Annotated in this window: 18 protein-coding genes; 2 read left to right on the forward strand and 16 right to left on the reverse strand. The window is 46.3% G+C overall.

Annotated features, from left to right (window positions below; all coding sequences use genetic code 11):
- Nucleotides 1–30 precede the first annotated feature (30 nt).
- The 3 genes from AACQ21_RS10105 to AACQ21_RS10115 all read right to left on the reverse strand — a co-directional run bounded on the left by AACQ21_RS10105 (nucleotide 31) and on the right by AACQ21_RS10115 (nucleotide 1,499).
- Nucleotides 31–555: an NADPH-dependent FMN reductase gene (locus AACQ21_RS10105; protein ID WP_026028358.1), complete on the reverse strand. Its 525-nt coding sequence runs from the start codon at nucleotides 553–555 to the stop codon at nucleotides 31–33.
- A gap of 117 nt (nucleotides 556–672) precedes the next feature.
- Nucleotides 673–936: a YfcL family protein gene (locus tag AACQ21_RS10110; RefSeq protein ID WP_013856329.1), complete on the reverse strand. Its 264-nt coding sequence runs from the start codon at nucleotides 934–936 to the stop codon at nucleotides 673–675.
- Nucleotides 937–968: 32 nt separating this feature from the next.
- Nucleotides 969–1,499, reverse strand: coding sequence for an elongation factor P hydroxylase (locus AACQ21_RS10115; RefSeq protein WP_088729041.1), 531 nt, complete (start codon nucleotides 1,497–1,499; stop codon nucleotides 969–971).
- A gap of 234 nt (nucleotides 1,500–1,733) precedes the next feature.
- Between AACQ21_RS10115 and AACQ21_RS10120 the strand changes: the two genes are divergently transcribed.
- Nucleotides 1,734–2,357 carry a trimeric intracellular cation channel family protein gene (locus tag AACQ21_RS10120; protein ID WP_026027295.1) on the forward strand — a complete coding sequence of 208 codons (624 nt, stop codon included), beginning with the start codon at nucleotides 1,734–1,736 and terminating at the stop codon, nucleotides 2,355–2,357.
- Between the two features lie 151 nt (nucleotides 2,358–2,508).
- Here the strand turns inward: AACQ21_RS10120 and aroC are convergent, their stop codons facing one another.
- A complete protein-coding gene (gene aroC / locus AACQ21_RS10125) occupies nucleotides 2,509–3,594 on the reverse strand; it encodes a chorismate synthase (protein WP_026028357.1) in 1,086 nt (361 codons plus the stop codon).
- Between the two features lie 183 nt (nucleotides 3,595–3,777).
- The gene (gene prmB, locus AACQ21_RS10130; RefSeq protein ID WP_013856325.1) at nucleotides 3,778–4,710 is read right to left on the reverse strand and encodes a 50S ribosomal protein L3 N(5)-glutamine methyltransferase; all 933 of its coding nucleotides are present in this window, start codon (nucleotides 4,708–4,710) and stop codon (nucleotides 3,778–3,780) included.
- 63 nt (nucleotides 4,711–4,773) lie between these two features.
- On the opposite strand from prmB, the gene smrB reads away from it, so the two are divergent.
- The gene (gene smrB / locus AACQ21_RS10135) at nucleotides 4,774–5,304 is read left to right on the forward strand and encodes an endonuclease SmrB (RefSeq protein ID WP_013856324.1); all 531 of its coding nucleotides are present in this window, start codon (nucleotides 4,774–4,776) and stop codon (nucleotides 5,302–5,304) included.
- 56 nt (nucleotides 5,305–5,360) lie between these two features.
- On the opposite strand, the gene flhB is transcribed toward smrB, so the two are convergent.
- The 11 genes from flhB to AACQ21_RS10190 all read right to left on the reverse strand — a co-directional run.
- Nucleotides 5,361–6,491 (reverse strand): flagellar biosynthesis protein FlhB, encoded by a 1,131-nt coding sequence (flhB, locus tag AACQ21_RS10140; protein WP_105977387.1) that lies wholly within the window; start codon nucleotides 6,489–6,491, stop codon nucleotides 5,361–5,363.
- A gap of 9 nt (nucleotides 6,492–6,500) precedes the next feature.
- Nucleotides 6,501–7,283, reverse strand: coding sequence for a flagellar biosynthetic protein FliR (fliR, locus tag AACQ21_RS10145; RefSeq protein ID WP_105977388.1), 783 nt, complete (start codon nucleotides 7,281–7,283; stop codon nucleotides 6,501–6,503).
- An 8-nt stretch (nucleotides 7,284–7,291) separates the two neighbouring features.
- Nucleotides 7,292–7,561 carry a flagellar biosynthesis protein FliQ gene (gene fliQ / locus AACQ21_RS10150; protein ID WP_013856321.1) on the reverse strand — a complete coding sequence of 90 codons (270 nt, stop codon included), beginning with the start codon at nucleotides 7,559–7,561 and terminating at the stop codon, nucleotides 7,292–7,294.
- 11 nt (nucleotides 7,562–7,572) lie between these two features.
- Nucleotides 7,573–8,472 (reverse strand): flagellar type III secretion system pore protein FliP, encoded by a 900-nt coding sequence (gene fliP, locus AACQ21_RS10155; RefSeq protein WP_038170156.1) that lies wholly within the window; start codon nucleotides 8,470–8,472, stop codon nucleotides 7,573–7,575.
- Nucleotides 8,459–8,839, reverse strand: coding sequence for a flagellar biosynthetic protein FliO (gene fliO / locus AACQ21_RS10160; RefSeq protein WP_105977389.1), 381 nt, complete (start codon nucleotides 8,837–8,839; stop codon nucleotides 8,459–8,461). The genes fliP and fliO overlap by 14 nt, the downstream gene beginning before the upstream one ends.
- A 33-nt stretch (nucleotides 8,840–8,872) precedes the next feature.
- The gene (fliN, locus tag AACQ21_RS10165; RefSeq protein ID WP_010318705.1) at nucleotides 8,873–9,283 is read right to left on the reverse strand and encodes a flagellar motor switch protein FliN; all 411 of its coding nucleotides are present in this window, start codon (nucleotides 9,281–9,283) and stop codon (nucleotides 8,873–8,875) included.
- Between the two features lie 17 nt (nucleotides 9,284–9,300).
- Nucleotides 9,301–10,353: a flagellar motor switch protein FliM gene (fliM, locus tag AACQ21_RS10170; RefSeq protein WP_013856317.1), complete on the reverse strand. Its 1,053-nt coding sequence runs from the start codon at nucleotides 10,351–10,353 to the stop codon at nucleotides 9,301–9,303.
- Between the two features lie 7 nt (nucleotides 10,354–10,360).
- Nucleotides 10,361–10,861 (reverse strand): flagellar basal body-associated protein FliL, encoded by a 501-nt coding sequence (fliL, locus tag AACQ21_RS10175; RefSeq protein WP_017045735.1) that lies wholly within the window; start codon nucleotides 10,859–10,861, stop codon nucleotides 10,361–10,363.
- 33 nt (nucleotides 10,862–10,894) lie between these two features.
- Nucleotides 10,895–12,946 carry a flagellar hook-length control protein FliK gene (locus AACQ21_RS10180; protein WP_105977390.1) on the reverse strand — a complete coding sequence of 684 codons (2,052 nt, stop codon included), beginning with the start codon at nucleotides 12,944–12,946 and terminating at the stop codon, nucleotides 10,895–10,897.
- A 172-nt stretch (nucleotides 12,947–13,118) separates the two neighbouring features.
- A complete protein-coding gene (fliJ, locus tag AACQ21_RS10185) occupies nucleotides 13,119–13,571 on the reverse strand; it encodes a flagellar export protein FliJ (RefSeq protein WP_013856313.1) in 453 nt (150 codons plus the stop codon).
- Nucleotides 13,572–13,574: 3 nt separating this feature from the next.
- A partial coding sequence (locus AACQ21_RS10190; protein ID WP_181185588.1) for a hypothetical protein occupies nucleotides 13,575–13,696 on the reverse strand: 122 nt, incomplete at its 5' end.

The following is a 13,696-nucleotide window of genomic DNA, read 5'->3' on the forward strand; positions in this document are numbered from 1 at the left end:
GTGAGACGAACTTAAAACGAGACAAGAAAACTATACGAGCTTCGCAATCGCGTCTTTCAATTGTGCCGCCACTTCTGGGTTAGTCACTTGACCCGTGGCCAAGTCAAAATTGTCATAAAAACTCGGTACCGAGACAGACGCTTTTACATTACCACCAAAATAAGGAGCAGAATTATTTGCCGCCGCCAAAACCGATTGCGCGCCACCAGGACCAGGAGAGCTGGCTAGGTAAACAGCAGGTTTACCTTTGAATAGTTCACGGTCAATGCGTGTTGCCCAGTCAAATAAATTTTTGTACGCCGCTGGGTAGTGACCATTATGCTCAGCAAAAGAGATAACAAACGCATCCGCTTGAGCAAGGTCACGCAGAAAAGCTTGAGCACCTTCGGCTTGACCAAGCTCTTTTTCAAGATCTTCGCTAAACATAGGAACGGTATAGTTGTTAATATCAAGCACCACCACGTCTGCACCTTCAATGAGGTGAGCGGTGTAAGTGGCCAATGCTTTATTGATTGAAGTTGAGCTGTTTGATGCTCCAAATGCGATGACTTTCATGGTGTTGCCCTTGTGTGTTCGAATATGGCTTAAGCATAGCGATCGCACAAATTAACAACAACCATAAAAATGTTACGGACTCATTCAAAGAATTCGAATGAGTTAAGTGTGCTCATCTTAAGCTTGGTTGTGAAGCTCGGTCCATAAATCGAACACAATCACGCGGTCTGCAGGCGTAAGCTCTGTGCGCGCTTGCTCTAGGCTTTGCTCAATTCGTGCTTTAAACAGAGATAGATCGTCAATTCCTTCATCTTCACACGCGGCTGCAGACAAAGAAATATGACCTCGCAAATAACCACCCGCAAACAATTCATCGTCCGATGCCGTCGCAATACGTGCATCAATCATTTCCAGCAGTTTTTCTTCAAATCCAATAATCATACAACTCTCATTTTCTCTTATTATTTAGCTAGTTACCTGATAATAAAGTGCTCTAGCCTTAATTCTGTCGTACCATAAAAAGCACGTAATGCATCTGACAGCATCTTCACTCGGGGTGGAAGCCCAACCTGTAAGATAGCGACTACCTCACGATGTACCTGAGTCATAAAGGCGATGCGGTCTGGTTCAAAATCGCCGTGTAGGTTGTCACAACTCACAGTAAAAGGAAAGCCAGCACTGACCGATAAAATCCACTCATACGCTTGAGGGCGAACCTCTACTTTTTCAAATTCGGCTTGGACTTGCGCGGTTCGCCCGTCTGGTTGATACCAATAGCCAAAATCTTCCATCAATCGCCGTTCAGGGCCGGCGACGCACCAATGCGCGATTTCGTGCAGTGCCGAGGCAAAAAATCCCCGTGCGAAAATGATGCGGTGATGATTGATTTGCGCATCAGCAGGCAAGTAAATCGGCTCATCACCACCGAGCTCTAAACGCGTATTGAATGGCTCAAAAAAAGTGTCATTGAACAGGGAGATCAAGTCTTGGTAGTGATGTGTCATCGCTCAGTCATGCAGGCAAAAATTTCTCAACGCATTCTCTTATTTTTCTGTAGTCAGGTAAAGCCATTCAATCGCCCCACTTCATTAGTTTTATTAATCGGTCAAACGGTTTCTTGGCATAAAATCTCATTCGCCATCGCCTGACTTTACTACTACACTTGCGCCTCCATTTTTAAGTTCAACCGCTTTCTCGGTTCTTATATACCTAAGGAAGTGCTGTCGGAGTACCGCATTATGTTGCTCAGTGTTTTATATATTATTGGTATTACTGCCGAAGCGATGACTGGCGCATTGAGTGCAGGCCGTCGAAAAATGGATTGGTTCGGTGTGATGTTAGTAGCGAGTGCCACTGCGATTGGAGGCGGTACGGTGAGGGATATTTTACTCGGCCATTATCCGCTAGGTTGGGTGAAGAATCCGGAGTTTTTAGCCATTACCTGTATCGCAGGCGTTCTCACCACTGGCTTAGCTAAATGGGTAATCAAACTCAAAGGGTTGTTCATTCGTTTAGATGCATTGGGGCTAATTGTGTTCAGTATCATAGGCACAAAAGTCGCAATGGGCATGGGTTTGCATCCCGGCATTTGTATGGTTTCTGCGTTGGTCACTGGGGTGTTTGGTGGGTTATTACGCGATTTAATCTGCAGACAAACGCCACTGGTACTGCATGAAGAACTCTACGCTTCGGTTTCATTAGTCGCTTCAGGGCTTTATTTAACCTTACTCGCATTCGGCATCAATGATGTCACCAGCACGATAGTAACGCTTATTGTGGGTTATTTATTGCGTATGGCGGCAGTGCGTTTTAAATGGCGTTTGCCTTCTTTCCAGCTTGATGCTGAAAATCAGATTCATTAACCACAATCCGATGTTAGATATTTAGTTAGTTAGCTGACTTGTTTCGATAAAAAATTCATTCAGCCGCGGAAATTGGTCAAACAGAAAATTGCTTAAAACAAAAGCGCCCTAACAAGAAGGGCGCTTTTCATTTTAATTCGGTTATGCTGGATTAGATTTTAGGCGTTTCGGTTTGAACCGCAAAATTCTGCCCGCGATGACGAAGTAAGTGGTCCATCAACACAATCGCCAGCATTGCTTCGGCAATGGGCACAGCGCGAATACCAACGCAAGGATCATGGCGACCTTTCGTGATAAGTTGTGTGGGTTCACCCGTGCGAGTAATGGTATCGCCAGGTACTGTAATACTTGACGTGGGTTTAAGCGCAATACTGGCAACAATATCTTGCCCAGTCGAAATACCGCCTAAAATACCGCCGGCATGATTTGAGCGAAAGCCGTTCGGTGTTAGAGGATCTCGATGCTGGCTGCCTTTTTGCTGCACGACATCAAAACCGTCACCAATCTCAACCCCTTTCACCGCATTAATGCTCATCAAAGCGTGCGCAATATCCGCATCTAGACGATCAAATACCGGCTCACCTAAACCAACAGGCAGGTTTGTCGCGACAACTTGAATCTTTGCACCGATCGAATCACCTTCTTTTTTCAAATCACGGATCAGTTGGTCGAATGCCGCCACTTTGTCTGCATCTGGACAGAAAAAGGCGTTATTCTCAATTTCATTCCAATCCACTTTATCGATACAAACATCACCCATTTGTGACAAGTAAGCGCGAATTTCAACCCCAAATTCTTGTTTGAGATATTTCTTCGCAATGGCTCCCGCTGCCACTCGCATCGCTGTCTCACGTGCTGATGAACGGCCACCACCACGATAGTCGCGAATGCCATATTTTTGATGGTAGGTATAATCGGCATGACCGGGGCGAAACTTGTCTTTAATGTCTGAATAATCGGTTGAACGTTGGTCGGTATTTTCAATTAATAGACCAATCGATGTACCTGTGGTTTTCCCCTCAAATACACCAGAAAGAATTTTGACTTCATCCGCTTCACGGCGCTGCGTTGTATAGCGAGATGTGCCAGGACGGCGACGATCTAGGTCTATCTGTAAGTCAGCTTCTGTAATTTCTAAGCCCGGAGGGCATCCGTCGACGATACATCCTAGTGCGATACCGTGACTTTCTCCGAATGTCATCACCCGAAAATGTTGTCCGATACTGTTTCCTGCCATTACTTCCTCAATATTGATGACACAGAGCGACATGCTCCCTATCACCGCTTCATTCTATTGTTCGTGGATTCATAGTGGCTTTATTACGAAATGATGTAAAGCCCCAAAATAAAGCAATGTGTATTTTTCTAATGGATAAAAAAACGCCAGCACTGTGGCTGGCGTTTTTTTATGCGTACGGCATTAGTCGATATAAAGCGCAAAGTCGCTAGCGCAATCAACCAACTGCTGGCGAGTTAGCATGAATACGCCATGCCCACCATTTTCAAACTCAAGCCAAGTAAACGGAATGTGGTCGTATTGGTTCATCATATGCACCATCGAATTGCCCACTTCACAGATCAAAATACCGTTATCAGTGAGGTACCCCGCCGCATTGGCCAAAATACGACGCACCAATTTCAAACCATCGGTACCAGCGGCTAAGCCGAGTTCTGGTTCGTGTTTGAACTCTTTGGGCAAACTATTCATATCTTCTTGATCCACATACGGTGGATTCGACACGATTAGGTCATATTTCTCTTTTGGCAAATCACGGAATAGATCGGAACGGATCGGGAAAACTTGTTGCTCCATACCGTGATCTTGAATATTTTGCTCTGCCACTTGCAGTGCGTCGGTTGAGATATCAATCGCATCCACTTCAGCATCAGGGAAAGCGTGGGCGCACGCAATGGCGATGCAACCGCTGCCAGTACACAAATCCATAATGCGTACAGGCTCGTCGATCAACCAAGGTTGGAACTGCGCTTCAATCAATTCGCCAATCGGTGAACGTGGCACCAGTACTCGCTCATCCACATAAAACTCAAGGCCACAGAACCAGGCTTTATTGGTTAAATAGGCGATAGGAGTACGTTCATTAATGCGCTTAATCACCCGTTCAACAATACGCAGACGTTCGCTGCCTGTTAAACGAGAATTCAGTACATGCGGAGGAACATCAATCGGAAGATAGAGTGTCGGTAGGATTAGCTGAACGGCTTCATCCCACGCATTATCGGTCCCATGACCATAAAATAAGTTGGCGGCATTAAAACGGCTGACCGTCCAACGAATCATATCTTGAAGCGTGTGAAGTTCAGAAACCGCCTCTTCTACAAAAATCTTATCCAAAATTGCCTCCGAAAAGCGCTACAATACTGCCAATATCGATCTGTTAGAAAATGACCAAACCCAATGAGCCAAAAAGAGACCGAACACGATGACGCTTTCGACTTGTTTCGGGATGCAGTAAAGGGCGTTAAAAAGTTGCGACAGGATACCATAATCCAGCCGCCAAACAGAAACCCCAAACAAAAAGAAATCCGCCGTATTGCGCGGGAAGCCAGCGATACCGAATTTTATTTTTCCGATGAGTTTATACCAAAACTCAGCGATGAAGGCCCGACGCGCTATGCTCGTGATGATGTGTCGAAATATGAAGTTAAACGGTTAAGACGTGGCGTCTATGTGCCGGATGTGTTTTTGGATATGCACGGCATGACACAGCAAGAAGCGAAACGAGAGCTCGGGGCGATGGTTGCTTATTGTGTGAAAGAAAATATTCACTGCGCTTGTGTCCAACATGGGATCGGTAAACACATTCTCAAACAAAAAGTTCCTCTCTGGCTCGCTCAACATCCTGATGTGATGGCATTTCATCAAGCCCCCCTTGAATTTGGCGGGCATGGCGCGGTATTGGTGCTGCTTTCTATTCCTGATAAGTGATTTAAACTGACGCTAACTTCAGCATCAACGCTTTTGCTCCAGCATAACGATGAGGATTAATGTCGTAAATCCGGTGGAATCGGCATGTTATTCTCATCGAGTTTGGGTCTTTGGCCACCGCGTTTACGATACTGCTTAAGCTGAAAGACATAAGCCAGTACCTGCGCAACCGCCACGAAAAGCCCGTCGGGGATCTCCTGCTCAAGATCGGTTGTGTGATAAAGCGCTCGAGCCAAAGGCGGTGCGGGGATGATGTGTATATCATGCGCACGTGCTACTTCACGAATTTTCATCGCCATGTGATCGACGCCTTTAGCCACCACAATCGGTGCTTTATCCGTATTTTGTTTATAGCGCAGCGCAACTGAGAAGTGTTCTGGGTTGGTGATGATTACATCCGCTTGTGGCACTTCCGCCATCATCCGCCGCTGGGCCGCTTCACGCTGCAACATCCGAATTCGGCCTTTAACCTCAGGTTTTCCTTCCGTATCTTTGTATTCGTCTTTTACTTCTTGCTTGGTCATTTTTAATTGGTCAGCGTGCTGCCAGATTTGGAATGGGATATCGATGGCGACCACGACCAATAAAGAACAACTGATCAGCAACACGAAGTTGAGTAAGATATCGAGCGCATGGAAAATATTTTGTGGATAGACATCCATGCTCAGTTGAAATAGATCTTCTTTCGATGCATTGATCAGATAAAAAGCAACGCCAGAAACAAGCAGTACTTTTAAAATGGACTTAAATAACTCAACCCAACTTTGCAAACCGAACATACGTTTTAAGCCACTGAGCGGGTTCATTTTGGAGGGTTTTGGCATCGCAGCTTCGACAGAAAAGTTAATTCCACCAATGCCAGCCGCGCCAATTAATGCAGCAATAAATAACGTGATTAAGATAAGCGAGAGTGGCAATATCAGGGTCGCAAGAGAACCAGACGCAATATCAAACAACTTTCCGAGATCAAACACTTCTTCTCGGCTTAAGTTGAAGATTCGACCCATCAAAGCGTACAAGGCTCGGGCTAACGATTCGCCAAACCACATCAATGCAATCGCACCCACCACCAGTACCGAAACGGACGCTAACTCTTTTGAACGAGCGACTTGACCTTTTTTTCGCGCCTCGTCCAATCGCTTGGGCGTGGCGTCTTCGGTACGTTCTTGACCGTCTGACTCTGCCAAACGCGCCTCCTAACAGTTCATACGGATAAGGCGACAAATTTGTTGCTCGCCTTCTAACCAGAATAGTTCGTAGTGACTATACAGGCCGCCTAAAATATACCAACAGAGTAGCAAGCCGACCAAAAGCGCAAACGCAAAACCCAACGAGAAAATGTTGAGCTGAGGGGCTGCACGAGTCATCACACCAAATGATAAGTTGACGGTTAATAGCGCAATGATGCCAGAAAGAGACATACTCAGCGCCACTTTAAACATAATTCCCAGCCACAATGCGAGCTCACGAAAATCCACGGTCGTTAATGCCCCATCGCCAATAGGCAAGGTTTTGAAACTGAATACCACCAGTTGGATCATCTTTAAATGACCATCGGTTGCTAAGAAGAACAAGGTCGCTAAAAACATAAACAATTGACCAAGCAAAGGGGTGTTCTGCCCGTTTACGGGGTCGACCATTGAAGCAAAACCTAAGCTGGCTTGCATACCCAATATTTGGCCAAGCATAACAAAGGTTTGGATTATAAACTGGGTGATCATGCCCATTGCAACGCCAATAATAATCTGCTCAAAGGTGGTCAAAAAACCTTTAAATGAAAGTAGTTCAACGGTCTCTGAAACTGCAGGAATCGCGGGCATCACGGCGAAGGTAATCACCAAACCTAAGTAGAGTCGCACTCGGGTCGGAACAAAGCGGGCCCCAGTGACTGACATCACCATCAGCATGGCGGAAATACGAGTGTAGGGCCAAAAATAGCTAGCAATCCACTCTAAAACGAGGCTTGTTGGGTACTCCATTCAAGCTCCTAGTACAGTACCTGTGGTAGCCGTTCAACGATAGAGAAGAAATACTCCATCAACATCTGCGTCATCCAATGGGCAAAGAACATCAGTGCCAGTAACGTCACAATGAGACGCGGTAAAAAGCTCAACGTCTGTTCGTTAATTGAGGTCGCGGCTTGGAAAATGGCGACCACTAAGCCAATCAACAAACTCGGGATGATGATGGCGCACACCATGATAAGCACCATCCACAGTGCGTCTCGAAACAGCTCAACAAAGACTTCAGGAGTCATTCGCGCCCCCGCTATAAAGCAAAACTGCCGGCTAGCGTTGAGAGGATCAAGTTCCATCCATCCACTAGTACAAACAGCATGAGTTTAAATGGCAGCGAGACGATCATCGGCGAAAGCATCATCATACCCATAGCCATCAAAACAGACGCCACCACTAAATCAATGATTAAAAAGGGTAAAAATAGCATAAAGCCGATTTGAAACGCCGTTTTTAGCTCCGAGGTGATGAACGCAGGGATCAGCACCGCCATCGAGACCTCTTCAGGATTGGTTGCGTCAGAGCCCGATATCTCAACAAAGGTTTCTAAATCTTTGACTCGCGTCTGTTTCAGCATGAAGGCTTTTAGTGGCTCTTGAGCCGTATCAAACGCTTGACGCGCCGTCATCTGCTCATTGAGATATGGCTGCACAGCTTGCTCATTAATGGCGTTGATGACTGGTGACATAATGAAAAAAGTGAGAAAAATAGCGATGCCGATAATTACTTGGTTTGACGGCGTTTGTTGCAGGCCCATTGCCTGGCGCAAGATCGACATCACAATCACGATACGTGTAAAGGAAGTCATCAAAATGACCATGGCAGGCAAAAAACCCAACATGGTCATCAAGGCTAAAATTTGTAGATTGATCGAGTAATCTTGACTGCCATCTGAATTGGTCGTCATGGTAAATGCTGGAATACCGCCACCACCACTGACGCTACCAGCGGCTATCGTTTTAGAGGCGCCACTGTCTTTATTCATCGCCGTTACTGTCACCGTTTCTGCGCCTACGGCGCTGGAAGGAATTGGTGTGGCTAACTCTTGCTCTGAAAACGCAAACGGGGTAAACAATAATGCCACCAGCAACATAGAAAGATGCCATAGATGAGCAAGGTAACCCAATGAGGCCGTGCGACTATTTCTTGTCATTTTTCTTTAGCAGCTGAGTCAGTTGACCGGCAAACGGACTGACCTCAGCCTCCTCCTGTTTGAGTGGGGTATCTAATTTTGCGATCAATTGGACGGATTGTGACGTGACTCCGACGAGAAATTGTTCTTCTCCCGCTTGCACAATAACGATACGCTCTTTAGTACCCACTGGCAGTTGACGTACAATACTCAGCCCTTTTTGATTACCGAACGTGGGCACTCGCATTCGTTTTAACACCCAAGCCAAAAAGAGAATTAGCGCAATAACGAACAAAAGCGACCCGAAAGTGGTCGCTAAATCTAAGTGATCATTCGGCGCTGCCATCGCTTGGCTTGAACAGAGCAATAAACCGATCAGTTTTTTCATCCAAATACTTCTTTTTCGTAAGCTGACGTTATGCTAACGCAGCTTTTTAATACGCTCAGTCTGGCTGATTACATCGGTTAAACGAATACCGAATTTATCGTTAACCACTACCACTTCTCCATGAGCAATCAAGGTGCCGTTCACCATCACATCCAATGACTCACCCGCGATGCGATCAAGCTCAACCACCGAGCCTTGGTTCAATTGCAGTAAGTTACGAATGCTGATCTTCGAACGCCCAACTTCCATCGAAATGGTCACCGGAATGTCCATGATCGTATCAAGTTTGCGGCGCTCATCTTCGGTGATCGGTGGTGAAGTGTCTTTCAATTCATCAAGAGGCGCGGCCAGAATTTCATCTACATCAATACTAGGCGCGGATGGGTCTTCCCCTAATGCGGCTGCCCATTCGTCTGCCAATCTTTGGTCGTCACTTGGTTCCATCTTCGTTACCTACTCTATTATTCTTCGTTATCTTCTTCGTCATCATCTTCAAATTCAGACATGATGTCTTTACCTAAAAAGGCGAGATCCGTTTTTACTACATCAGGGCGTTTAATTTTTTCAGAGACTTGAACCGCCAGTTTTTCACCAGAGCGGCCCATTTTCACTCGGTAAGTAGGCAGCTCTTCAACAAACATCGTTGCGTTTTTGGGCATTTTAATTGGGATGATATCGCCTACTTGTAGATCCATTAAGTCACGCAATGAAATGTCTTGTTCTAATAAATTGACTCGGAAATTGACGGGTACATCCATGATCTCTTCGCGCAGTGCAGAACTCCAACGTACATCGGTTTCCATTTTATCCGACTGAACACCCGCATCGAGTAACTCACGAATGGGTTCAACCATCGAATAAGGCATGACCACGTGGAAATCGCCGCCGCCGCCATCGACTTCGATATGAAACGAGCTCACTACGATCACTTCCGTTGGGCTGACGATGTTAGCCATACTTGGGTTCACTTCTGAATCCAAATATTCAAACTCAACGCCCATCACTGGTGACCAAGCTTCTTTGTAGTCACCGAAAACAATTTTTAACAGTAATTGAATGACACGTCGTTCTGTTGGCGTAAATTCGCGCCCTTCAATTCGAGCGTGGAAACGGCCATCGCCACCAAAAAAATTCTCTACCAAAATGAACACCAAGCGCGCTTCCATCGTGACCAACGCGGTCCCTTTTAACGGACGAAAACGCACCATGTTCAAACTAGTCGGAACATAAAGCGTATTTTGGTATTCACCAAACTTCATCATCTGTACGCCGTTGATCGACACTTCAGCCGTTTTACGCAGCATGTTGAACAAACTAATACGCATGTGACGAGCAAAACGTTCGTTGATAAGCTCCAGCGTAGGCATGCGCCCACGGACAATACGGTCTTGTGAAGAGAAGTCAAAGTTAATCGCCGATTTATCGGCAACATCGTCATCGTCTTCCGCTTCATCAACACTGTCTACACCATGAAGCAGGGCATCAATTTCGTCTTGGCTTAATAAATCAGTCACTTCTCACCTACTGCATTACAAAATCAGTAAACAACACTTTTTCGATCACAGGTTGCCCAACCGCTTTAGTGAGTGCCGCTTTAATGTCATCGGTCGCCTTATCTCTCAGCTCAATTCGCCCGGTAGGGCTACGAAGCTGTTCCACAGTGGCAGACGCAAAAGTGGCCAGTAAAGAGCTTTCCACTAAAGGTGAATGGTAACGTGCAAGGCTTTCATTTTCTGAACCTCGCACCATCAACTGCACTTTGATTTGCACCAAACGATCTTTCTTATCACCCGTGACGTTAAACACAAACGGCTGTGCAATATTAACGTAAGCCACAGGATCCGTTGGCAAAGCTTGCTGCGCTGCGGGGGCTTGCTCACTCGTGGCTTCACCCTCATCTCCGCTCATCAAAAAGAAAGCTGCACCACCACCACCAAGCAGTAACACTACGGCAGCAATAATGATAATCAGCAGTTTTTTCTTCCCTTTGGGGGCTTCCGCGCCTAACTCTTCATCGGCCATAATGTTCTCTATGTCGTTATTTTTAATATTAGTTTAAGCGTAATAACTGATTCCATCACGCTTTGATGCGACATTCAAATCAAGTTTGACGTCTGTATCAAGGTTTTCTTCGTCTAAATAGCTTCCGTTGCGCGCCAATTGACCAGCTTGGGCATCCCCGTCGGCAGTGTAGCGCGCTTGTTGCTGACCAGCGCTCTGTTGTTGGACAGAGGTCTCACCCAACTGCACACCTTGTTGTGCCAACATTTCTCGTAGCCTTGGCATAGATTGTTCAATCACATCACGTGCTTGATGGTTAGCGACCGTAAAATGAACCGTCGTATGATCACCATTCATATTCATACGAATTTGTAAACGCCCCAATTCCGGTGGATCTAAGCGAATATCGACATGTTTAAGGTTTTTCGACATCATCATTTGCAGCCGTTCCGCCATTTGCTCACTGGCCATTTCTCGGTTAAGCAACAAAGGAGGCTGTTGCGCGGCTTGCAAGTTGTCAGCACGGCTCTGCGTCGCGTTCAAACCATGTTGCCCCAAAGCACTCGAAAGCTGCTGCGCTAATGTGCCCTCTTTTTGCTCTTGAGCCGACCCTGCATCATTCACACCCGATAACGCTTTCGCGCCTAATCCGGCTTTGAATAGCGCGGGGTTGAGTGGCAATTCTGCATGGGTTGCAGCTGGTATCGCGGCCGCATTCGCTAACTGTTGTATTTGTACATTGGATAACTCATTGCTTGCTGTCACAAGAGGTGACGATGCTAGTGCGGCTTTGTCTGCCGCCACGGCAGCCTGCATGGTTTGAGATTGTTGCTGAGCTAAGGCTTGCTGAACAGAATGGGCTAATGAAACTGGCGTATTTTTACCCTTGAGGACCGTTTCACTTTGTGCCACATCTAGAGGTAATGCTTGCCCTTCGGCAACAACTGTGTTCGCCCAAGGAATGGCAGCGGCAGTCAATAACTCCTCTGTGGGCAGTCCTTGCTGATCATTTTCCGAATCGGTTTGAGGTGTATTCGCCGATGGGGATGGGGAAATAGGTAGCTTGCCCTCTGCTAAATTTGTCGTCAATTGTGAATCAAGTGCTTGCGCTTCAACCAAAGGTGATGACTCTATGGGCATGGCGTTGTCACTTTTTGCCACCGCGTTGACTGTTGCATCGCCAACTTCAGTTGTGGCAAGTAAAGTGGCCTCATCTTCTATCGCTTGCGACAAAGCGCTTGCTTGCACTGACTTTGTATCTTGAGGCGGCTGAATGAATTTTCGGACTGATTCCGGCAGGATGAGTTCACTATTCTCTTCGGTCTCTGCGTTTAAGCTTGATGCCGTAGGTGAACCTTCCGCAGCCATCAAACGCTCTTTGCCCTGCTGAATAGGCAGCACACGCTCTGCATCTTGTTCCGTGATGTGCTGATCAGATAATGGAGCTTGCTCATTCACTGACGCCGGTGCTACTGATTCAGTAGTGGGTTTAGCGAATGCATCCTGTGCTGATATTTGCGCAGCCGCTAGCGCTTTTTGCTCCACTTGATCCGAGGAGTCACCTGCGTTGTCGTCGATTTGCACGTCTACCGGATGAGTGTTTTGTGGCAAGGTTTTGCCGTTTTGGTCAGCAAGTGCTTGATTGGCGCTATTTAAACGGCCAAGGATTTCATCGCCATCGCTCATAACCTGTGCAGTTTTCAGCTGAAGAGCGGAGTCATCAACCTCTGCTGAAGGGGGTGATTTTGTTTGCACGGTATCAACATCGGCCTCTTCACTCAATGCCTCACCAAGTTCTTTATCTAACAAGGCATCGCTACTTTGGGCTGCCACGTCATCGGTGAGCACAGCTCCCTCATCAAGCGCCTTAAAGTCAGTTTCTGCCGAAGATTCAGTGCTACGACCCATAATGAGGGCGGTCAGTTTTTCAAAAAAACCTTGAGATTCAGAACCTTCACTCACCGCATCAGAGCCTGCTTTACTCACGCTGGCCATTTTAGATGTGTCGGATGGTGTTGTAATATTTACATTCATATCCATGATGCTCGCACTAAAAACAGAGGATGACGCGGATTCATTATTGGCCAGTAAGCCATGTTTCATCATTTTTTGACGATGGCGCAGTGGATTAACCTAATGAACTCCGTGATTAGTCAGAAGCAAGAAATGAGCCAAGCCTTCAATATCGATAAGAAAGTATGACACCCATCTTATTGGACACGTTGACGACTTGAGGCGTCAGTGACTTAAAACTTATTTTGATTAAAACTTATGTTGCTTAAAACTTGTGTTGATTAGAACGTTGCCGGCTAAAGAGCAGTGTAGAAAACTCATCCATCTGCTTCTGCTCTCGTTTATCTTGCAGACGTTGCGCTTCTATCTGTTTTTTTTCAATGAGCCATTCGTAAGAGCGTCGCTGTTTTCTCACTTCCATCCAATGCTCTTGGCAGTTATCTACCTGATTTTTGAAGTGTTGTTCTGCATCTCTTTGTTTGACAAGGGTTTCATCTAACTGGGTAAGAAATCGGTTTAAGTGTCCATATTGGCTCGCCGTCAAACCTGACATGCCGCGCTCCATAAGCTGCTGACAATAATCAAGACGGTATTGTTCAATCTGCGCTAACTGCTTGTAATAACTCTCTAGCTCATCACGCGATTTAGATAACGCCATCACGGCTTTTTCTTCTTTGTCTTTGGCTTGGTCAAGCAAAAACTCGAGTGCGTTATCCATCGATTACCCCACTTGCAAAACGTGCTTGAGCATATTGACGCACATGTCGTAAGGAACCGAATCCTTCATCCCTTGCTGCAAATATTCATCCAGTCTAGGTTTTAGCGTAAATGCACTGTCAATCG

The sequence above is a fragment of the Vibrio sp. V01_P9A10T6 genome, assembly GCF_963877065.1.
In the GTDB taxonomy this organism is placed as follows: domain Bacteria; phylum Pseudomonadota; class Gammaproteobacteria; order Enterobacterales; family Vibrionaceae; genus Vibrio; species Vibrio anguillarum.